The organism is Alteripontixanthobacter muriae, from assembly GCF_013336795.1.
Lineage (GTDB): Bacteria > Pseudomonadota > Alphaproteobacteria > Sphingomonadales > Sphingomonadaceae > Pseudopontixanthobacter > Pseudopontixanthobacter muriae.
The window spans coordinates 43,894-63,631 of record NZ_JAAFZT010000007.1; the positions used below are offsets into that span (position 1 = coordinate 43,894).

The following is a 19,738-nucleotide window of genomic DNA, read 5'->3' on the forward strand; positions in this document are numbered from 1 at the left end:
ACAAGCAACAATTCAAGGAGAAAACAATGGCCACCGTCAACGTGACAGATTCCAGCTTTCAATCGGACGTACTCGATTCCGAAACGCCGGTGCTGGTCGATTTTTGGGCCGAATGGTGCGGGCCATGCAAGATGATTGGCCCCTCGCTGGAAGAGATCAGCGATGAACTGGGCGACAAGGTGAAAATCGCCAAGATGGACATCATGGAGAACACCGAAGTGCCCGGGCAGATCGGCGTCCAGTCGATCCCGTTGATGGTGCTGTTCAAGGGCGGCAAGCCGGTGGCGCAGAAGCTCGGCGCTGCACCCAAGAGCCAGCTGAAGAGCTGGATCGAAAGCGAGCTCTAGGCTGCTGTCAGGTGCTTTCCGGCGGATAGAGGTCCGCCATCGCCTGCCATAGTTCCGGGGACGCCGCGCCGATCAGGCCGCGGCGTTCCCATTCATTTACACGATATGGCGAACCGTCGGGCCGGGCGACTTTCCCCCCGGCCTCGTTCAGCCACAGCGAACCCGCCGCATGGTCCCAGGCCAGCGTGCGTTCGAAGATCGACACATCGTTTTCGCCCAGCGCCAGGCGCGGATATTGTTCTGCCGCACAGCGGGGAATATCCACCAACCGGTAGTGCGGAGCAATTTCGCGCTTGATTACAGCGCGGCGTTCTTCGTTCAGAAAGACCAGCGAAATGGCGGCGACCGGCGGCACTTCCCCGGTCGTTCCCGCTTTGATTCGTTCCCCGCCGATATAGGCGCCTTCGCCGAAATGTGCCGCGCAGAAGCGGCCCGTGATGCAGTCATAGATCCAGCCGGATTGTACCACGCCGCCATCTGCGAGTGCGATCAATATGCCGAACGGTGCTTCACCCTTGGCGAAATTATTCGTGCCATCCAGTGGATCAACGATCCAGCAGGCACCTGACAGGAGTTCCGCGACCTGCGGGTTGGCGTGAACATTTTCTTCCCCCACTATGGCGATGCCCGGGTTCAGCCGCGCCAAGCCCTCGCAAAGCAGATCTTCCGCCGCGCGGTCGGCGACGGTCACGACATCGTCGGCGGCCTTGTTCTCGATCTGCGATGCGGAAAGGGTGCGGTAATGCGGCATGATCGCTTCTTCCGACGCGCGGCGCATCAGGGAGAGAATTTCGCGGTCGAGCACGCTCATGACCGGTAATCCGCGTTAATGGCGATGTACCCGTGCGTAAGATCGCAGGTCCACACGGTGGCGAACCCGTCGCCCAGTCCGATATCCGCTTCCACGACGATTTCCTCACCCTTCAGATGTTCGGCCAACGGCGCCTCGTTGAAATTGGCGATCCGTTCGCCGTTTCGCGCCGCCTGGATGCCGCCGAAAGCGATGGAGAGCCGGTCGCGATCGGCCGGCTCTCCGGCCTTCCCCACCGCCATGACGACCCGGCCCCAATTTGCATCCTCGCCCGCAATCGCGGTTTTTACCAGAGGAGAATTAGCGACGGAAAGCGCGATCCGATGCGCGCTATCGTTGCTCACTGCGCCGGTAACCCGCACCTCGATTAATTTGGTAGCGCCTTCGCCATCGCGCACGACAAGCTGCGCCAGCTGGCGGCAGATATCCTCCAGCGCGGCTGCGAAGGCGTCGGCGCCCGCATCCTCCGCTGACTTGATTTTTGCGTTACCTGCCGTGGCGGTCGCAAAGGCCAGCACGGTGTCGCTGGTGGAGGTATCGCTGTCCACAGTAATGCAGGAAAAGGTGCGCCGATTGGCAGAAGACAGCGCCTCTTGCAGGAAAGCCGCATCCACGGCGGCATCGGTAAAGATATAGCCGAGCATCGTCGCCATGTCGGGCGCAATCATGCCGCTGCCCTTGACGATGCCGACGAGTTCGACCCGCGTGTCTCCGACCATTGCGGAGGCAGTCGCTCCCTTGGCGAAAGTGTCCGTCGTGGCAATGGTATCGGCAGCGTCGCGAAATGAGCATGGATCGGCGTTAAGGACGGCGGCAACCCCGCTTTCTGCTCTGTCCAGCGGCAGGGGCACACCAATGACGCCCGTAGATGACACGAAGACCTCGCCCGCCGCGCACCCCACATGCGCCGCGACCTGCGCGCAAATCTGTTCGACTGCCTTGCGGCCGCGAGCACCCGTGAATGCGTTGGAGTTGCCGGCGTTTACGATCAGGGCACGCGCTTGCCCGGCCTTCACCTGTTCCCGGCCAAGTTCCACCTCTGCCGAGGGGCAGGCGCTGCGGGTGAACACGCCTGCCACGCTGGTGCCCTCCGCCAGTTCGGCGAAGGTGACATCGCAGCGGTCCCACTCCTTGTAACCGGCCCTCGCGATGCGCAGGGTCACGCCGGCGACCGGCGGCATGTCGGGGAAGGGGCGGGCGAGGGGTGAGGGTGCGAGTTCCATGACATTTTGGCGACTATGCGAGGATGGACCTGCCCGCAAGCGTGGTGGAAACCCTGGTCGATGCCCCTTGCGCCTGCTTGCTGGCCGCATGTAGTCACCGACTATGACTTCGCAGGACAAGATGTTCGTCTGTTTCGGGCTGATTGGCCTCGCCTCCTTCGCACTGGTGGTGCGGGACGATGCCCCGGCACATGCCGGGCCCGCGGACGAAACGACAATCCTCACCGAGCGGATCACGCCTGGAACCATCCAGCGTTACAGCCAAGAAACCTAACGAAAATGGTAATGAAGGCGTGCTCGGCCTTCGAGTGAGTGTCGGACCCTTCGGTGAAGTATTCAGATGCGTGGTGACGCAATCGAGCGGTTTCGCAATGTTCGACAAGCGCAGTTGCGATGCAATCTCCGTGCGGGCTCGCTTCCATCCCGCACTGGATGCCGATCAACAGGCAACAACTGGCACCTTTTCAACCTCCATCAGGTGGGAAATGCCTGACTAGATGGGGCATGGACAGGCTGCAATGCAGTGCCTATCTGCCAATTGCATGATCCGCCGCATTCTGACCCTGCTCGCCCTGATGACGGGCCTTGCCGCAACGGCCGCACCCGCCGGGGCCAGTGTAGCGGAAGCGTTGGCCGGCCGGATCGAGGCCGGAGAGCAGGGACAAGGGGTTGAGGCCGCAGTCCTGATGCAGGCTCGGCTGACGGTCGCTTCGTCCGGGTCCGAATTGCCGGCCAGCATCGAACGGCCATTGGCAATTTCGTTCGGCACGAAGGCACCTGTCCTGCTGCCGGTCGACCGCGCACACGAATAGCCGCGCCAGCTTGACCGATCGTTTTCACCGCTGCGGCCCCTCAGAGGCGCGCCGCCGGTTATCAGCAATTCGTCCCTGAAGGACTACGCCCATGATTCCCTTTATGAAGAACATCTTCGGTTCGTCGAACGACCGATACGTCAAATCCATTCGCAAGGTCGTCGATCAGATCAACGCATTCGAGGGTCAGATTGAAGCTCTCTCCGATGCCGACCTTCAAGCCCAGACCGACAAGTTCCGTGAACTTCTGGCGAACGGTTCGACGCTGGACGACATTCTGCCCGAAGCATTCGCCACCGTCCGCGAGGCATCGCGCAGGGTGCTGGGCATGCGGCACTTCGACGTGCAGATGATTGGCGGCATCGTGCTCCATCGCGGCGAGATCGCCGAAATGCGGACGGGCGAGGGCAAGACGCTGGTCGCCACACTGGCCACCTACCTCAACGCTATTGAGGGCAAGGGCGTCCACGTCGTCACCGTCAACGACTACCTGGCCGCACGCGACGCCGAATGGATGGGGCAGATCTATCGCTGGATGGGGCTGAGCGTCGGGGTCATCATCCCCAATCTCGGGGAACATCAGCGGCGTGAAGCCTATGCCGCCGACATTACATACGGCACCAATAACGAGTTCGGCTTCGATTATCTGCGCGACAACATGAAGCAGGAGCGCGGCCAGATGGTGCAGCGCCCCTTCAATTACGCCATCGTCGACGAGGTCGATTCCATCCTGATCGACGAAGCGCGGACCCCGCTGATCATCTCCGGCCCGACCGAGGACAAGCAGGATCTCTACATTGCGATCGACGCGATCGTGAAGCAGATCGACGAAAGCTATTACGAGGCTGACGAGAAGACGAAGAACATCTCGTGGACCGAGGAAGGCAGCGAAAAGGTTGAGGAACTGCTCGCCGCATCCGGCCTGCTCCAGACAGAGAATCTCTACGACGTCGAGAATACGCAGGTGGTCCACCACATGGGCCAGGCGTTGAAAGCGAACGTCATGTTCAAGCGTGATACGGATTACATCGTGAAGGACGAAAAGATCGTCATCATCGATGAATTCACTGGCCGCATGATGGAAGGCCGCCGCTGGTCCAACGGCCTGCACCAGGCGGTCGAGGCGAAGGAGGGCGTGAAGATCGAGCCCGAGAACCAGACCATGGCTTCGATCACCTTCCAGAACTATTTCCGCATGTATCCCAAGCTGTCCGGCATGACCGGCACCGCCGCCACGGAAGCGGCGGAGTTCTGGGACATCTACAAGATGAATGTCGTCAACATTCCGACCAATATGCCTGTCCAGCGCATCGACGAGGAAGACGAATTCTACAAGAACACCATGGACAAGTTCCAGGCGATTGCAAAAGCGATCCGCGAGAAGAACGAAATCGGTCAGCCGGTGCTGGTCGGCACTGTTTCGATCGAGAAATCAGAATTGCTCAGCCAGTTCCTCGACAAGGAAGGCGTGAAACATTCTGTTCTCAACGCGCGCTTCCACGAGAGCGAAGCGCATATCGTCGCGCAGGCAGGCCGCCTCGGTGCCGTGACCATCGCCACCAACATGGCCGGCCGCGGGACCGACATCCAGCTTGGCGGCAATGTCGAATTCCGCGTCGAGGACGAATTGCGCGACATGCCCGAAGGGCCGGAGCGTGATGCTGCAATCCATAAGATCGAGGAAGAAGTCGCGGCCGAACGGCAGCAGGTCAAGGAGGCGGGCGGTCTGTTCGTGCTGGCGACGGAGCGTCATGAAAGCCGGCGCATCGATAACCAGCTTCGCGGTCGTTCGGGTCGGCAGGGCGACCCCGGCCTTTCGCGTTTCTACCTCTGCCTGGAAGACGATCTGCTGCGCATCTTTGGCCCGGACACCTTGTTCAGCCGGATGATGAACTCCAATCTCGAAGATGGCGAGGCTATCGGCTCCAAGTGGCTGTCCAAGGCCATCGAAACTGCGCAGAAGAAGGTCGAGGCGCGCAATTACGACGTCCGCAAGCAGGTCGTCGAATATGATGACGTGATGAACGACCAGCGCAAGGTCATCTACGAACAGCGGTCCGAGATCATGGACAGCGAGGCCGTGGACGATGTGGTCGTCGACATGCGGCACGACACGGTGAACACCCTCGTGAGCGAAGCCTGCCCGCCGGGGTCTTACCCTGAGCAGTGGGATATCGCCGGCCTGAAGGAACGGGTGAAGGATGTTCTCGGCATCGAGCCTCCGATCGATGAATGGCTCGAAGAAGACCAGGTCGAGCCGGAACTGATCGAGGAACGCCTGCAGGCTGAAACCGACGCGATCATGGAACGCAAGATCGCCGAGGCCGATCCCTCGATCTGGCGCCGTGTCGAGAAAGGTATCCTGCTGGAACGCCTGGATTATCACTGGAAGGAACACCTCGCCACGCTCGACGCATTGCGGCAGGTCGTCTTCCTGCGTGCCTATGCGCAGAAGCAGCCGATCAACGAATACAAGCAGGAAGCGTTCGGCCTGTTCGAACGGATGCTGGAAACGCTGCGCGAGGATGTGACCAAGATCCTGCTGGTGAACCAGTTCCGCATGGCACCCCCGCCGCAGGCCAGCCTGCCCGACCTGCCGGAGTTCCTGACCGGCCACATCGATCCGCTGACCGGCCTGGACAATTCAAACGATGGTGACGGATCGGAAACGCGCGGTGCCCTGTTCGGTTCGCTTGCCGGCAGCAGCCGCGCCTCGGCCGGTCCCGGCGGTGCCAATCGTGAAAACCCCTATGCAGACAAGGAAGTCAGCCGGAACGCGCCATGCCCCTGCGGGTCAGGCAATAAATACAAGCACTGCCACGGCGCCGCTGCCTGAATTCTGCGGCTGGAGAAACAAGATGGGGCTCGGTCAAGAATGACCGGGCCCTTTTTCGAATGCCCATATCAAAAATGGAAAACGCATGAAAAAAACCGCCCCGAAAGGCGGTTCATCATGCGGCTTGAGCCTTGCTGTAAGTGGCTCCCCGAGTTGGATTCGAACCAACGACCAAGTGATTAACAGTCACCTACTCTACCGCTGAGCTATCGGGGAGCAGCCCTTTCGAGCGAGCCGAGCCTATATGCAGCGCAATTCGGTTTGGCAAGCCCCGCGAACGCAAAAATGGCAGACAATCAGAATACGAACTGTTCCGCGACGATACGCTCGTCCAGCGAATGGCCGGGATCGAACAGCAGGGTCAACTGCCGTTCGCGCGCGACATCCATGCTGACTTCCACGATGTCGCGCAATTCCTTCTGGTCGGCGACAGCGGATACAGGTCGCTTGTCCGCTTCCAGCACGCGAAACTTCACGGTGGCCCGGTCAGGCAAAACGGCACCGTTCCAGCGCCGTGGCCGGAACGGGCTGATAGGCGTCAGCGCGAGCAATTGTGAATCAAGCGGCAGGATAGGGCCGCCGGCTGACAGGTTGTAGGCAGTGGAACCTGCTGGCGTTGCCAGCAACACACCGTCGCAGACCAGTTCCTTGATCCGGACCTTGTCATCGACCGTGACTTCGATCTTCGCCGTCTGCCGGGTTTCCCGCAGCAGGCTCACCTCGTTAATAGCGCGGAGCCTTTCTGTTCTTCCGCATTTCAGAGTGGCTTCCATGGCAAGGGGCGCGATGCCGATCACCCGGGCCTTGTTGATGCGCGACAGCAGCTTCGCACCGCTGCGATAACGGTTCATCATGAAGCCGACAGTTCCAAGGTTCATCCCGTAGGCAGGCACGACCTTGCGCGCATCCAGCATCCGGTGGAGCGTGTGCAGCATGAACCCGTCACCGCCCAGCACTACCACGGCATCGGCTTCGTCCTGCGACACCCAATCATGCATTTCCGCCAGTTCCTGCGCGGCCGCTTGGGCGCGTTCCGTGTCTGATGCGATAAGTGCTATCTTCTGAAAGTCATGGCCGTGTGTCAAAGCCGCATTCCCCGATCGTCGGCAGCAGGCCGCCTGCCTTGCCTTGTCCTATGGAGGACTGTGCCATTTGGCAACGCATGCGATGACAGGCAGGACTCCTAGGGAATATGAGGTTAACCGCTGGTGATGGCCACATTGCCCCTTTCTGAAACATGCGACATGCGCGACGCCCTGACCGGGCTCGCCAGTGCAGAGCTTGCTCGGGCGACCCTGGCGCAGTGGCAGGCCCCGCGCGAGATCGAGGGTGCGACCATTGATATTCATTCCTGCTGCCGCGTCATGCTGCTCGGGCTCGGACGGATCGACACTGTCAATCTGGCATACGGCGCCAGTGCCGGTGACCGGGCGTTGCTTGAAGTGGCGCAACGGATTCTCGAATTTGCCGAAGAAGAATTCGAGAGCGAGACATGGCTGGCGGCGCGCCTTTCCGGCGGCAACTTTCTTATCGCCGTTCGCGAAAGCTGCTCGCCTGAAAGGTGGCAGTGGCTGGCCGAGGCTTTGGCCGATTTCGTTTCCCATCCAATCAGTGACGATGCGAATGCGAGTACTCTGCGTTTATGGCCGAGGATTGCGGTCATGAGACCTGCTGCCTTGGAATCGCCGGATGTGATCCTCGACCGATTGGCTGATACTCTTGCGCGGGCGCAAGACAGGCATGGCAGTCGCGTCCTGTGGGTAGACGGCAAGCTGTTTCCGCAGGGGCGCAGCAGCGCATCGCTGGAAGCCGACCTGCTAGGCGCGCTCGACCGGGACGAGATAAAGATCGTGTACCAGCCGCAGTTTTCGCTGGAAGACGATAGCCTGATCGGGGCGGAGGCCCTGGCGCGCTGGGATCATCCGGAACTCGGTCACTTGGGCGCGAATGCCCTGTTTGCCATTGCGGAACGTGCCGATCATGTTGCGCAATTATCCCAGCATATCGCCCGCGTTGCGCTCGCGGACGCTGCGATTTGGCCGGACCATCTGCGGCTTTCGCTCAACGTGACGCCTGCAGATCTGTCTTCGGGCATGTTTGCCACGAGCCTGCCGGATATCATTGGGCAGGCGGGCTTCGATCCGCAGTTGCTGACGCTGGAGATCACCGAGCATGTTCTGTTGGCGGATCTGGAGCGTGCGGCTATCTCGTTCAGCGCATTGAGAGCTCATGGAATGCGAGTGGCTCTCGACGATTTCGGCGCGGGCTTCTGCAACTTCCGCTATCTGAAATTGCTGCCGCTCGATTACCTGAAGCTCGACCGGACGATGGTCGAAGGGTTGGGACATGACACGCGCGATCTCGCAATATTTCGCGGTATCGTGACCATGGCGAAAGCGCTGGACCTTGCCGTGATCGTGGAAGGCGTCGAGAGATCGGACCAAATAAGCATCGCCCGGGAAGAAGGCGCGGCGATCTACCAGGGTTTCATCGGTGCCAAGCCTTTGGACAGGGATGCTTTCCTGACGTTTGCCGCCGATTATCCCTCCCGCTAACTTGCGGCTTTCTTGGCCTTCCGTGCGATGCCCGAAAGCCCTTTGGTAAGCTGAAACAGGCCGTTCAGGCGGCTTTGCGGATCACCCCAGGCACGGTTCACCACCAGCTTCATGTCCGGCCGCAATTTCGCGGTTCCTTTCAGCCTTTCCACATAGGCCAGCAGACCCGCTGGATCCGGGAAGTGGTCCTTGTGGAAAGTGACCAGCGTTCCGCGCGCGCCGACGTCGATCTTGGAAATGTGGGCCATGATCGCCTGATGCTTGATCTCGATCAGGCGGACCAGATTGGCGGTCGCGGCGGGTAGCTGGCCAAAACGGTCGATCATCTCGGCGGCCAGCGCCTCGATCTCCGCCTTGTCCTTGGCATCGTTCAAGCGGCGATAGAGCGCCATCCGCACGGCCAGATCGGGCACATACTCTTCGGGGATCATGATCGGCGCATCGACGGTAATCTGCGGAGAGAGCCCGCGGTCCTCACGCTCCAGCCCCATTTCGCCTGCCTTCACCGCCAGAATGGCATCCTCCAGCATCGACTGGTACAGTTCAAAGCCGACCTCGCGAATATGGCCCGATTGTTCGTCGCCCAGCAGATTGCCCGCACCGCGAATGTCCAGATCATGGCTGGCGAGCTGGAAACCGGCGCCGAGACTGTCGAGATCGCCCAGCACCTTCAGCCGCTTCTCAGCCACTTCGGACAGGGCCATGTCGCGCCCGGTGGTCAGATAGGCATAGGCGCGCAGTTTGGACCGGCCGACCCGGCCGCGAAGCTGGTACAATTGCGCCAGACCGAACCGGTCGGCTCGGTGGATGATGATGGTGTTGGCGCTGGGGATATCCAGCCCGCTTTCCACGATGGTCGTCGACAGCAGCACGTTGAACTTGCCGTCGTAAAAGGCACCCATCCGCTCCTCGACCTCGGTTGGAGACATTTGCCCATGAGCGCTGACGGCCTTGAGTTCCGGAACATTGTCGCGCAGCCACTGCTCGATCTCCTCCATGTCGGAGATACGCGGGACAACGATAAAGCTTTGCCCGCCGCGGTGGTGTTCGCGCAGCAAAGCCTCGCGCATGACCACATCGTCCCATTCCATGACATAGGTTCGCACCGCCAGGCGGTCGACAGGCGGGGTCTGGATGGTCGATAGTTCGCGCAGGCCCGTCATGGCCATTTGCAGGGTACGCGGAATCGGCGTGGCGGTCAGTGTCAGCATGTGGACGTTCGCCCGCAGCTGTTTCAGCCGTTCCTTGTGGGTGACGCCGAAACGCTGCTCCTCGTCGACTATGACAAGACCGAGGTCGCGGAAATTCGTGTTCTTGGACAGGATCGCGTGCGTGCCGATGACGATGTCCATCGTGCCTGCGGCCAATTGCTCGCGCGTGTCCTTCATCTCGCCTGCGGGAACAAGGCGCGACAAGCGCCCGACCTTCAGCGGAAAGCCGGAAAAGCGTTCGGTAAAGTTCGTATAATGCTGGCGGGCGAGCAGGGTGGTCGGGGCGACGACTGCTACCTGCTGCCCGTTCATCGCTGCGACGAAGGCTGCGCGCAGCGCGACTTCGGTCTTGCCAAAGCCGACATCGCCGCAGACCAGCCGGTCCATTGGATGGCCGCTTTCAAGATCGCGCAGCACATCGGCGATGGCGTTTTCCTGATCGTCGGTTTCCTCCCAGGGAAATTTGTCGACAAACTGGTTGTAGGAGGCGGGATCGCGCGTGACCGGATCGGCCTGTTTCAGCGCGCGTTCGGCGGCGACTTTCATCAATTCGCCGGCAATCGCCTGAATGCGCTCCTTCAGCCTGCTGCGGCGCTTCTGCCAGGCCTCACCGCCAAGGCGGTCGAGAGGAACGCTCTCCTCGCCGCTGCCATAGCGGGACAATACGTCGATATTCTCAACCGGAATGTAGAGCTTGTCGCCGCCGTGATATTCCAGGATGACGCAATCGTGCTGGCTCTTGCCCACGGTGATCGGTTCAAGGCCGAGATACTTGCCGACGCCGTGATCGGTATGCACAACCAGGTCGCCGCGCCCGAGGGCGGACAGTTCGGCTAAGAACGCATCGCTGCTCTTGCGCTTCTTGCGGCGGCGGACCAGCCGGTCGCCCAGGATGTCCTGCTCCGTAAGCAGCTCCATCTCGTCATTGGCGAAGCCGGTTTCCAGCGGCAGCACCATTGCCGCAACCTTGCCCTTGGCCGATAGACCCAGGGCTTCCTGCCAGCTTTGCGCCAAGGCCAGCGTGGTCCCGGCGTCGCCCAGAATGGAAGCGATGCGCGCCCGCGAACCAGTAGAATAGGCTGCAAGCAGGCGCTTGCGGCCCTTCTTTGCCGTCGTTTCAAAGTGCCGGCTCGCCGCATCGTAAACATTGTCGCCGCGTGCGCGCTCGGGCGTGAAATCACGCGCCGAGGCGAAGCCGAAGTCGATAACGCGTTCGCTCTCCGGTTCGGCGAAGATGCCCGCACGGTGGATCGGCCATGCGGCGAGGGCGCGGTCGAACTCGTCCTCCGTCAGATAGAGGGCATCCTGCGGAAGCGGACGGTAATTGCCTGAGGCGGGGCCGGTCACGTCGCGGCGGGCCTGGTGATAATCGGCAATGTCGGAGAGGCGCTCGGCGGCGGCAGGGATGGCTGCGGCATCGATGACGATGGAGTCCTCCTCGCCCAAATGGTCGAACAGGGTGGCCAGCTTTTCTTCGAACAGCGGCAGCCAGTGCTCCATTCCCGCAAGGCGCCGACCATCGCTGATCGACTGGTAGAGCGGGTCTTCCGTCGCGCCTGCGCCGAAGGTCTCGCGGTAGCGGGTGCGGAACCGCTTGATCGATTCCGCATCGATCAAAGCTTCGCTGGCGGGCAGGAGCAAATGCGAATCCAGCGTTCCCGTGCTCATCTGGGTCGACGGATCGAACAGCCGCAGCGACTCCAGCTCATCGCCGAAGAAATCGAGGCGTAATCCCTGGTCGAGTCCGGATGGGAAGATGTCGAAAATGGACCCGCGCACCGCGAATTCGCCCGCATCGACGACGGTGTCCGTCCGGCCATAACCCTGTCTTTGCAGGAGGGCGCTGAGCGAATCGTGACCGATCTCGGTCCCGACCCGAAATTCTCTGATCGACTCACGAATGCGGAACGGGGTCAGCACCCGTTGCAGCAGGGCGTTGACAGTCGTGACCAGCAATTGCGGTGCCCCGCGCCCTGCCTGCAGGCGGTGAAGCGCGGAGAGCCGCTGTGCGCTGATCGACAGGGCGGGCGATGCGCGGTCGTAAGGCAGGCAGTCCCATGCCGGGAAGGTGATGACTTCCAGCTCCGGCGCGAAATAGCCTGCGGCATCGGCCACGCTGCGCATGGCGCTATCGTCCGGCGCGATGAACACCGCACGTCCGCCCTTCGACCGTCCCGCTGCAGCGCGGGCGATGTCTGCCATCACCAGCGGCTGAGCCCCTCGCGCAACGGAGGCGAGGGTCAGGGCGACGTCGGAATTCAGGATGCGGGAAAAATCAGGCATGGGATGCTATCGGCTCACTATCGGGCACACACGCGAAAACCGCCCGGCAGGCTTGGCGGGCGGGGCGGTCGGTATCTCGGCTGCGCCTATCTAATGCGCCGGGCAGCGGGACGCCACCCCGGCAGCGGGTCAGATCTGCACGTAATCCAGTTTCTGCATCTTCTGCATGTGAAGATTGTCGAATTCGGCAGGCACCGCCTGCGTCTTCAGTGCCCAAGCCATCACGTCGACATCGTCTTCGTCCAGCAGGCTTTCGAACCAGGCGAAGGCGGCATCGTCCCATTCCTGGTGGTAACGGTCGAAAAAGCCGCCGATCATGTAGTCCGCCTCGCGCGTGCCGCGATGCCATGCGCGGAACCGGCAACGGTTCAGACGGTGGGTTTCGACGGTGCGGTCGCTCGGTTCGGAAGGCGAATTGTCAGACATTGGCGACGGGTAGGGCACTCGCATTGAGCGCGCAACAGGCTATAGCGAGCAGCATGCGGCCCGACATATTGAACCCTCTGTTCACCCCGACCGATACGCTGGAGGGGGTGGGGCCGAAGCTGGCAAAGCCGCTGAACAAGCTGGGCCTGAACAGATTGCGCGATGTCGCCTACCACTTGCCCGAACGCTTCGTCACCAGGCGCGCTGTAGCCAATCTGGATGACGCGGGCGCCGGCGAGCAGGTCGTGATCGCGCTCGTGCCGACCGAACATCAGGCGAGCAGGGGGCGGGGTCCGTACCGGGTGCTGGCGCAGGATGACGCGGGTAACATCTGCGCGCTCACCTATTTCGGCAGGGCGTCCTACAGCGCCAGGAAGCTGCTTCCGGTAGGCGAAAAGCGCTGGGTCGCAGGGCGTATCGACCAATATGGCCAGATGCTGCAGATCGTGCATCCCGATCACGTCGTGGCAGAAGGCGGCGATACGTTGCGCCGCCTGTGCGAGCCTGTCTACCGACTGGCAGAGGGACTGACGCAGCCCAAGCTGGCCAGCCTCGTGGCACAGACGCTGGAAAAGCTGCCCTCCCTGCCGGAATGGATCGCTCCCTCGCTTCTCGACAGGATGCAATGGCCCGCTTGGAGTGACGCGCTGGAGCTTGCCCACAGGGGCGAGCATGCCGCCGCGCGGGATCGGCTGGCCTATGATGAATTGCTGGCGAACTCGCTGGCCCTGCTTCTGGTGCGTGCTGACAATCGACGTAAAAAGGGGCGCAGTCTGGCAGGCGATGGTCGATTACGTGACCGTGTGGAATTGCCGTTTCCGCTTACCGGCGCGCAAACACGGTCGATTGGCGAAATCGAAGCGGACCTCGCGCAGGAAGCGCCGATGCTGCGCCTGTTGCAGGGCGATGTCGGCGCGGGAAAGACCGTCGTCGCTCTCGCCGCCATGCTGATCGCGGCCGAGGCTGGTGCACAGGCTGCGTTGCTCGCTCCGACCGAAATCCTTGCGCGGCAGCATTTCGAAACGCTTCGACGGATGACCGCGCCGACAGGCGTGCAGATCGCGCTCCTGACCGGCAGGGACAAGGGGCGGTCCCGCGAAGGAACCCTGCTCGGGCTGATGGACGGCAGCATCGATATCGTGATCGGCACGCATGCGATATTCCAGGACAACGTGAACTACCGCGATCTCGGCCTCGTGGTGATCGACGAGCAGCATCGCTTCGGGGTTTCGCAGCGGCTTGCGCTTTCCGGCAAGGGGCGGCGCACGCCGCATACTCTGGCGATGACCGCAACGCCGATTCCGCGAACGCTGACGCTCGCCCAATATGGCGAGATGGATGTCAGCCGCCTGGACGAATTGCCGCCCGGCAGGCAGGCCATCGACACGCGGGTCGTCGCGCTCGACCGGATGGACAGCGTCGTCGCGGGCGTGGGCCGGCATATCGCCGGTGGGCAGCAGGCTTACTGGGTATGCCCCATGGTGCATGATGACGAGACGAGCGAGATGGCCGCTGCCGAGGCGCGCTATGCCGCGCTGCGCGAGATCTTCGGCGCCGATGTAGTCATGGTTCACGGGCAGATGAAAAGCGAAGACAAGGACGCAGCGATGGAATGCTTCGCTGCTGGCGAGGCGAAATTGCTGGTGGCGACGACGGTGATCGAGGTCGGGGTCGATGTGCCATCGGCCACGCTGATGGTGATCGAGCAGGCCGAACGTTTCGGCCTCGCTCAGTTGCACCAGCTGCGGGGCCGCGTCGGGCGCGGTGCGGAAAAATCCACCTGTCTCCTGCTGCGCGGAGACATGCTGTCCGAAACCGCCCGTGACCGCCTTACGCTGATGCGCGAAACGCAGGACGGATTCCTGCTGGCGGAAGAGGATTTGCGCCTGCGCGGGGGTGGCGAGCTGCTCGGAACAAGGCAGTCGGGCGATACGCCCTTCAACGTGGCAACGCTCGAGCAGATCCAGCGCCTGCTGCCCGTCGCTCACGACGATGCCCGTATGCTGCTCGACCGTGCCGAGGCGGAGGGTGCCGACGGCAAGCCGGGCGCCGCGCTGGCGGGCGAGCGAGGCGATGCGGCCCGCACTCTGCTCTATTTGTTCGAACGGGATTTCGGCGTCCGCACCCTGCGCGGCGGCTGACGGTTTTGCTCGCTTAGGTCAGCGTTTGAAGCGCTCCACCAGCGCATCCGCCGCGAGGGCAACATCGTCCCATGTGCGGCTGAAGTCATTTTCGTCGCCGTAATAGGGGTCAGCCACGGCGTGACCGTTCTTGCCTGGCACAGAGTCCATGAGCAACTGGATGCGGCATTTCCTGTCCGCAGGGGCAAGGCTTTCGATATCGGCCAAATTGTTGTGATCAAGTGCGAAAATATGCGTGAAGCGGGTAAAATCCTGCGTCTTCAACTGGCGGCCTTGGTAACGCGATATGTCGATGCCCTGCCGCTTCGCTTCTGCAATGGCGCGCGAATCGGGCGAGGCGCCGACGTGATTGTCGGACGTTCCGGCACTGTCGACCTCCATCGCTACTCCCTCCCGCTCGGCAGCAGCGCGCAGCGCTGCTTCGGCAAGAGGCGAGCGACAGATGTTGCCGAGGCAAACAAATAGGATGCGTGGTTGATCATTCATGCAGGCCACATAGGGCGAACGAACGCGAAACCCAAACTGGACCCACATGGCTCTCGTCCATAGAAAGGGGGCGAAAAGGGGAGTCTGACATGCAAATCAATCCTGGACCGCGTGCGAAGAGTAGTGCCGCAACCAGAAGCATCGCTGCGGCACTTTTGCTCAGCTGTGGCGCATCTGCGCTGGCTGCGCCGGCGGACGATTACCGCGAATTGCGCGAAGCCATCTGGCAGGACACGCTGGATCGCAATCCGCTGCTTGCAACCAGCGTGGGCGACCGGCGTGGTGACGGGCAGCTCGGCGACAATTCACTGGAAGCAGACGCGGCAAGGGTGGTGCAGGCTGAAGGGTTCCTCGCTCGTCTTGAAGCGATCGACCCAGCCGCGCTCCCCGAAGATCTGGTCATCGACCGCGCGGTGGTGAAGCGGGCATTGGAAGATGAGATCGGCGGTGCTGTTTACGATCAGTCCCGCTACATGAACTTCACCAATCGCGGTGGATGGTATTCGTGGTTCGCCTCGCTCGCCTATCGTTCGCCCTTCTTCACCGCCGCCGATTATGAAAGCTATGTCTCTCGGCTCGAAGCGTTTCCGGCCACCAACGACGCTGCACTGGTGAAGGTGCGCGGCGCGGTGGAACGGGGGCTGACGCAGCCCTGCATCGCGATGGAAGGCTTCGCCGACACAGTGCAGGCAGGTATCTTCACTGAAGCCCAGGAATCGCCTTATTGGCAGCCTTTCGGGGATCGCCCTGCAACGATCGACGAAGCCAGCTGGACCCGTTTGCAGCAGCGGGCCGAAACGGCGCTTGAGGATGGCGTCTTCCCGTCGCTGCAGCAGTTCGCCGACTATTACCGTTCCGACTATGCCCCTGCCTGCAGAGAAGAGGCGGGTATTTCCTCCACCTCTGGCGGGAGGGAATACTACCAATGGCTGGTGGCGAACCACACCACCACCGACCTTACTCCTGACCAGATCCACAACATCGGGCTTGCCGAGGTCGCGCGCATACGTGCCGAGATGGAGTATGTAGCACGTGAGGCAGGGTACCCGAGCCGCGAAGCCTACATCGAACATTTGCGGACCGATCCGCGCTATTACGCCGAAACGCCCGAGGAACTGATGCTCGAGGCCAGTGCGCTGGCCAAACAGATCGACGGGTGGATGCCGCGCCTGTTCGGCACTCTGCCCCGGCAGCCTTACACGGTATCTCCAATCCCGGCCGCACAGGCGCCGGGGAATACCACGGCGTACTACGAGTCCGGTTCGCTCGAAACAGGTCAGCCTGGCATCTATCGGGTGAATACGACCGAACTCGACCAGCGCCCCTTGTGGGAATTACCAGCCCTGGGCGTGCACGAAGCAGTGCCGGGCCATCATCACCAGATCGCGCTGCAACAGGAACTCGATCTGCATCCCCTGCGGCGAAACGGCACTTTCTTCACGGCCTTCGTCGAGGGCTGGGGTCTCTATTCCGAAAGCCTCGGCGAAGAGATGGGCCTCTACGACACGTCCGCGCGCAAAATGGGGCAGTTGAGCTATGACATGTGGCGTGCCACGCGGCTGGTGGTCGACACGGGTATCCACTCAAAGGGGTGGAGCAAGGAACGCGCCGTCGCCTTCATGGCCGACAACACGGCCCTTTCAGCGGCGAATATCGATGCCGAGGTCAACCGCTACATCACCTGGCCGGGACAGGCGCTGGGCTACAAGATCGGGCAGTTGAAGATTTCCGAGCTGCGCAAACGGGCGGAAACGGCGCTGGGCGCATCGTTCGATTTGCGGGCGTTTCATGACGCGGTGCTGGAAAACGGGGCCATTCCGCTGAACGTGCTGGAAGCCCATATCGACCGCTGGATAGCGGCGCAGCAGGCGAAAGCCGGCTGAGCACCGTGCAGGCGAACGGAGCCGGGCGGTTGGCCAGCCACCCGGCTCCGGTTCGCGTTCAGATAGCCCGGTCGCCGGCTTCGCCAACGGATTCGATGTCCTGGCCCAGGCCGCGCACGGCGTTGCAGGCGGACAGCGACACCGCAGCGGCGCAAAGTGCGGCGATTGCGATGGTCTTGAGGGTCTTGTTGCTCGTCATGGTCTTTCTCCTGCCTTTTGTGATTACGCGTAGGATAATCCTGCTTCAGGAGCATCAAGGCAAACAAATTGATTCACCGGAATGCACGCATCACTCGCTGGTCCGCTGCAATATCTCGCTTACAATGTCCCTGACATTTACGACTGCCTGCAATCGCGCAGCCAGCAGCGCGGTTCCGCTGATCTTGCGCTGAACGAACAGCGTGTCCGTCGGCGGCAGATGCCAGCTTGCGCGATCACGCGCGATGGCCGTCCCTTCTTCCCTTATTACAGGCACGAAAGCGCGGTCTCCAAAATTGAAAGGCCCTTTTGCATTCATCTCGGCAAGGATGATGTCGATCATCCTGTCGATTCGTTGGCCGTGGGCCGCAACTGCTGCTTCGGCCACGAAGCCTGAAGAGACCGCCGCGCGCCGCACGGCATCGCGGTCGCCAGCGAGACCAGCTTGCAGCAGGCCGCGGTAGGAGGCCCGCACCTGCGAAGTAATTTCTCGTGCAGCCCCGAAGTCGAGCAGGACAATCGTGTCATTCTCATGGTTGTAGCGATAATTGGCGAAATTCGGATCGGTCTGCATCACGCCGAATTCGAACAATTCGCGGCCGACCAGATCGATCAGCCGGGCCATGACGTCATTGCGCATGGCCTGCGAAGCGTCCTGCAGCGATTCGATCGGCACGCCGTCCTCGTACGACATGGCGAGAATGCGCCCGGTCGAAAGGTCCTCGTCCATTGTCGGAACCGTAAAACCCTGCTCACCCGACAGACGATCTGCGTAGGCCTGCATCTGCGCGCCTTCACGGCGGTAATCCGCTTCCTCGTGCAACTGTTCTTTTGCTGCTGCCAGCAACGGCGCGATGTCGAGCCCCTTCGGCAACAAGCCGGAAATCTTCAACAATCCAGCGACGTTATCGACATCTGCATCGATACTCGCCGCAATCCCAGGATATTGCACCTTGACGGCAAGAGTGCGGTCGTCGCGGGTTACGGCACGATGTACCTGGCCGATGCTGGCCGCGGCAATCGGGCGCGGTTCGAACCTGCGGAACTGGCGGCGCCAATCCTTGCCCCACTCCTTGGCAAGCACACTGTCAAGCTGCCGTGCCGGCATGAAATCCGCCCTGTCGCGAAGCGAAGCGAGGATTGTCGCGAGCTCCGGCGGCAGGAAATCGCCCGCGTCCATTGAGATCATCTGGCCCAGTTTCATGGCGGCGCCGCGCATGTGGCCCAGCCTGTCCGCCAGCCGCCGGGCGTTTCCCGGGGTGAGCATGATCTGTTCAAGCGTCGGGCGTTCACCAGATGCCAGGCGACGTGCCCCCTCGGCCATCATGCCTCCGGCCACGCCGCCAGCCAGTCTGCCGAAGCCGCCGATTCTGCCGAGCCGGGAAGAAGGTACCGCGCGGTGCCGGCCTTTGCCTTCATCAGCCATGCGCTCGCCTGCCGAGCATCAGACCATCATCTCAACTACGCACGAAATTGACGTAGATGCCGTGGATCAGTCCGGGAACAAAGAAGATGATGGTAAGAACAAGGTTGATCCAGAAGTCTCTGTCCAGCTTATGCTTCAAGGCAACGCCCAGAGGTGGCAGTAGGATGGTAGCAATAAGTATGATGATGGGCATGTGTGATATAATCCTCTTACAAGGATCAATGATCTCCCGGCGCGCATGTTCCTGACGTGAGCCCCACGCGCATTTCGCCGCACTACGGCATGCAAAATTTCACCCGGTCCGAGCTCTGGAACCTTGGCGCAAAAACATAGCAGCCAAAGATCTCTCAAGCCGCATCGACAGACGCATAAGGTAAATTGGTCGGGGAGAGAGGATTAGATTTGGGTCTAATCTCAAGTTCCTGATTTCCTTAAGATACTGAAAAGACTCCACATTCTGCGCGAGCAGGTGTATAGCGAACTGTATAGAAAAGGCCTCTTTTGCGTTCGCCTGAACTGTGGAGACGGTAGTTAATCCAGTTTCAACAAAGCAGCGACAAGCGCGACTAAGAAGACCGGCAAAGGAATAAAATAGGAACGCTTTCGCTGGGCTACAGAATCGCAGATGACACCTAAGCGACAACGGGCGAAGCCCACCACACCTGAAAAATACCTTTGGCAGCGCGGAAACGTGCTCTGGTTCCGATACTCTGTTCCGGCGCGTTACAGGAGCGTCGAGAGTAGGCGGCTCGTCCAGCAATCCCTCGGCACGCCTGATGGGCGCGCAGCGTCAGTGCTAGCTGGCAAAGTTAGAGCAGACCTACATTCGACATGGGAGGCGAAGCTATCGGGCGCTTTGTCTTCCGCATTTACAACTCCTAGCGTTCTAGAACTTCAACTTGCAGCGACAGAAACGGCGTACTTGCGCATACAGCCGAAGCTGGATGCTTTTTGGGCTTCTAAAGCTTTGGACACGGCAGAAGCTTATCAAGCCAATCTAGGGTCCGGACTCATTAGAGCCACCAGGTGACGATGGCTGCGATAGCGATTGTGGCCATAAAGGTCTTGATGTTGCGGTCGAAGCGGGTGGCGACCCGCCG

At 61.2% G+C, this 19,738-nt stretch carries 18 protein-coding genes and 1 tRNA gene; 9 read left to right on the forward strand and 10 right to left on the reverse strand.

Going from position 1 to position 19,738, the window contains the following annotated elements; all coding sequences use genetic code 11:
• Window positions 1–26: 26 nt before the first annotated feature.
• Complete coding sequence (gene trxA / locus G7A66_RS03045) at window positions 27–347, forward strand: thioredoxin (protein ID WP_174294240.1); 321 nt, start codon at window positions 27–29, stop codon at window positions 345–347.
• Between the two features lie 7 nt (window positions 348–354).
• Here the strand turns inward: trxA and G7A66_RS03050 are convergent, their stop codons facing one another.
• Both G7A66_RS03050 and argJ read right to left on the reverse strand, forming a co-directional pair.
• Entirely contained in the window at window positions 355–1,158 is an 804-nt protein-coding gene (locus G7A66_RS03050) for an inositol monophosphatase family protein (RefSeq protein WP_174294241.1), read from the reverse strand.
• Window positions 1,155–2,381, reverse strand: a complete 1,227-nt coding sequence (gene argJ, locus G7A66_RS03055; RefSeq protein WP_174294242.1) for a bifunctional glutamate N-acetyltransferase/amino-acid acetyltransferase ArgJ — start codon at window positions 2,379–2,381, stop codon at window positions 1,155–1,157. The genes G7A66_RS03050 and argJ overlap by 4 nt, the downstream gene beginning before the upstream one ends.
• A 103-nt stretch (window positions 2,382–2,484) precedes the next feature.
• Between argJ and G7A66_RS03060 the strand changes: the two genes are divergently transcribed.
• The 4 genes from G7A66_RS03060 to secA all read left to right on the forward strand — a co-directional run bounded on the left by G7A66_RS03060 (window position 2,485) and on the right by secA (window position 6,029).
• Window positions 2,485–2,655: a hypothetical protein gene (locus tag G7A66_RS03060; RefSeq protein WP_174294243.1), complete on the forward strand. Its 171-nt coding sequence runs from the start codon at window positions 2,485–2,487 to the stop codon at window positions 2,653–2,655.
• A complete protein-coding gene (locus G7A66_RS14580; RefSeq protein WP_408609233.1) occupies window positions 2,573–2,878 on the forward strand; it encodes an energy transducer TonB in 306 nt (101 codons plus the stop codon). The genes G7A66_RS03060 and G7A66_RS14580 overlap by 83 nt, the downstream gene beginning before the upstream one ends.
• A 45-nt stretch (window positions 2,879–2,923) precedes the next feature.
• On the forward strand, window positions 2,924–3,193 hold the full coding sequence (locus G7A66_RS03070; protein WP_174294245.1) for a hypothetical protein: 270 nt from the start codon (window positions 2,924–2,926) through the stop codon (window positions 3,191–3,193).
• 91 nt (window positions 3,194–3,284) lie between these two features.
• Window positions 3,285–6,029 carry a preprotein translocase subunit SecA gene (gene secA, locus G7A66_RS03075; protein ID WP_174294246.1) on the forward strand — a complete coding sequence of 915 codons (2,745 nt, stop codon included), beginning with the start codon at window positions 3,285–3,287 and terminating at the stop codon, window positions 6,027–6,029.
• 141 nt (window positions 6,030–6,170) lie between these two features.
• Here secA and G7A66_RS03080 read toward each other — a convergent pair.
• Together G7A66_RS03080 and G7A66_RS03085 are read right to left on the reverse strand one after the other, a co-directional pair.
• Window positions 6,171–6,245, reverse strand: a tRNA-Asn gene (locus G7A66_RS03080).
• Between the two features lie 80 nt (window positions 6,246–6,325).
• Entirely contained in the window at window positions 6,326–7,114 is a 789-nt protein-coding gene (locus G7A66_RS03085; protein WP_174294247.1) for an NAD kinase, read from the reverse strand.
• A gap of 159 nt (window positions 7,115–7,273) precedes the next feature.
• Between G7A66_RS03085 and G7A66_RS03090 the strand changes: the two genes are divergently transcribed.
• Window positions 7,274–8,584: a GGDEF domain-containing phosphodiesterase gene (locus tag G7A66_RS03090; protein WP_174294248.1), complete on the forward strand. Its 1,311-nt coding sequence runs from the start codon at window positions 7,274–7,276 to the stop codon at window positions 8,582–8,584.
• On the opposite strand, the gene mfd is transcribed toward G7A66_RS03090, so the two are convergent.
• A complete protein-coding gene (mfd, locus tag G7A66_RS03095) occupies window positions 8,581–12,078 on the reverse strand; it encodes a transcription-repair coupling factor (protein ID WP_174294249.1) in 3,498 nt (1,165 codons plus the stop codon). The genes G7A66_RS03090 and mfd overlap by 4 nt on opposite strands.
• A 129-nt stretch (window positions 12,079–12,207) precedes the next feature.
• Entirely contained in the window at window positions 12,208–12,504 is a 297-nt protein-coding gene (locus G7A66_RS03100) for an FAD assembly factor SdhE (protein WP_174294250.1), read from the reverse strand.
• A 53-nt stretch (window positions 12,505–12,557) separates the two neighbouring features.
• Here G7A66_RS03100 and recG point away from each other — a divergent pair, with 53 nt between their 5' ends.
• A complete protein-coding gene (gene recG / locus G7A66_RS03105; protein WP_174294262.1) occupies window positions 12,558–14,645 on the forward strand; it encodes an ATP-dependent DNA helicase RecG in 2,088 nt (695 codons plus the stop codon).
• An 18-nt stretch (window positions 14,646–14,663) separates the two neighbouring features.
• On the opposite strand, the gene G7A66_RS03110 is transcribed toward recG, so the two are convergent.
• Complete coding sequence (locus G7A66_RS03110) at window positions 14,664–15,131, reverse strand: low molecular weight protein-tyrosine-phosphatase (protein ID WP_174294251.1); 468 nt, start codon at window positions 15,129–15,131, stop codon at window positions 14,664–14,666.
• Between the two features lie 89 nt (window positions 15,132–15,220).
• On the opposite strand from G7A66_RS03110, the gene G7A66_RS03115 reads away from it, so the two are divergent.
• On the forward strand, window positions 15,221–17,014 hold the full coding sequence (locus tag G7A66_RS03115) for a DUF885 domain-containing protein (protein ID WP_174294252.1): 1,794 nt from the start codon (window positions 15,221–15,223) through the stop codon (window positions 17,012–17,014).
• A 58-nt stretch (window positions 17,015–17,072) separates the two neighbouring features.
• Here the strand turns inward: G7A66_RS03115 and G7A66_RS03120 are convergent, their stop codons facing one another.
• The 3 genes from G7A66_RS03120 to G7A66_RS03130 all read right to left on the reverse strand — a co-directional run bounded on the left by G7A66_RS03120 (window position 17,073) and on the right by G7A66_RS03130 (window position 18,831).
• Window positions 17,073–17,213: an entericidin A/B family lipoprotein gene (locus tag G7A66_RS03120; protein ID WP_174294253.1), complete on the reverse strand. Its 141-nt coding sequence runs from the start codon at window positions 17,211–17,213 to the stop codon at window positions 17,073–17,075.
• A 90-nt stretch (window positions 17,214–17,303) separates the two neighbouring features.
• The gene (locus tag G7A66_RS03125) at window positions 17,304–18,638 is read right to left on the reverse strand and encodes an ABC1 kinase family protein (RefSeq protein ID WP_174294254.1); all 1,335 of its coding nucleotides are present in this window, start codon (window positions 18,636–18,638) and stop codon (window positions 17,304–17,306) included.
• A 31-nt stretch (window positions 18,639–18,669) separates the two neighbouring features.
• Entirely contained in the window at window positions 18,670–18,831 is a 162-nt protein-coding gene (locus G7A66_RS03130; protein ID WP_174294255.1) for a YqaE/Pmp3 family membrane protein, read from the reverse strand.
• Between the two features lie 432 nt (window positions 18,832–19,263).
• On the opposite strand from G7A66_RS03130, the gene G7A66_RS14585 reads away from it, so the two are divergent.
• On the forward strand, window positions 19,264–19,668 hold the full coding sequence (locus tag G7A66_RS14585; RefSeq protein ID WP_408609232.1) for a DUF6538 domain-containing protein: 405 nt from the start codon (window positions 19,264–19,266) through the stop codon (window positions 19,666–19,668).
• Window positions 19,669–19,738: the final 70 nt, after the last annotated feature.

Bases quoted from the DNA above. Each gene is read 5' to 3' on its own strand.
- trxA (WP_174294240.1), top strand. From the start codon at position 27: ATGGCCACCGTCAACGTGACAGATTCCAGCTTTCAATCGGACGTACTC.
- G7A66_RS03050 (WP_174294241.1), bottom strand. From the start codon at position 1,158: ATGAGCGTGCTCGACCGCGAAATTCTCTCCCTGATGCGCCGCGCGTCG.
- argJ (WP_174294242.1), bottom strand. From the start codon at position 2,381: ATGGAACTCGCACCCTCACCCCTCGCCCGCCCCTTCCCCGACATGCCG.
- G7A66_RS03060 (WP_174294243.1), top strand. From the start codon at position 2,485: ATGACTTCGCAGGACAAGATGTTCGTCTGTTTCGGGCTGATTGGCCTC.
- G7A66_RS14580 (WP_408609233.1), top strand. From the start codon at position 2,573: ATGCCGGGCCCGCGGACGAAACGACAATCCTCACCGAGCGGATCACGC.
- G7A66_RS03070 (WP_174294245.1), top strand. From the start codon at position 2,924: ATGATCCGCCGCATTCTGACCCTGCTCGCCCTGATGACGGGCCTTGCC.
- secA (WP_174294246.1), top strand. From the start codon at position 3,285: ATGATTCCCTTTATGAAGAACATCTTCGGTTCGTCGAACGACCGATAC.
- G7A66_RS03090 (WP_174294248.1), top strand. From the start codon at position 7,274: ATGCGCGACGCCCTGACCGGGCTCGCCAGTGCAGAGCTTGCTCGGGCG.
- mfd (WP_174294249.1), bottom strand. From the start codon at position 12,078: ATGCCTGATTTTTCCCGCATCCTGAATTCCGACGTCGCCCTGACCCTC.
- G7A66_RS03100 (WP_174294250.1), bottom strand. From the start codon at position 12,504: ATGTCTGACAATTCGCCTTCCGAACCGAGCGACCGCACCGTCGAAACC.
- recG (WP_174294262.1), top strand. From the start codon at position 12,558: ATGCGGCCCGACATATTGAACCCTCTGTTCACCCCGACCGATACGCTG.
- G7A66_RS03110 (WP_174294251.1), bottom strand. From the start codon at position 15,131: ATGAATGATCAACCACGCATCCTATTTGTTTGCCTCGGCAACATCTGT.
- G7A66_RS03115 (WP_174294252.1), top strand. From the start codon at position 15,221: ATGCAAATCAATCCTGGACCGCGTGCGAAGAGTAGTGCCGCAACCAGA.
- G7A66_RS03120 (WP_174294253.1), bottom strand. From the start codon at position 17,213: ATGACGAGCAACAAGACCCTCAAGACCATCGCAATCGCCGCACTTTGC.
- G7A66_RS03125 (WP_174294254.1), bottom strand. From the start codon at position 18,638: ATGGCTGATGAAGGCAAAGGCCGGCACCGCGCGGTACCTTCTTCCCGG.
- G7A66_RS03130 (WP_174294255.1), bottom strand. From the start codon at position 18,831: ATGCCCATCATCATACTTATTGCTACCATCCTACTGCCACCTCTGGGC.
- G7A66_RS14585 (WP_408609232.1), top strand. From the start codon at position 19,264: ATGACACCTAAGCGACAACGGGCGAAGCCCACCACACCTGAAAAATAC.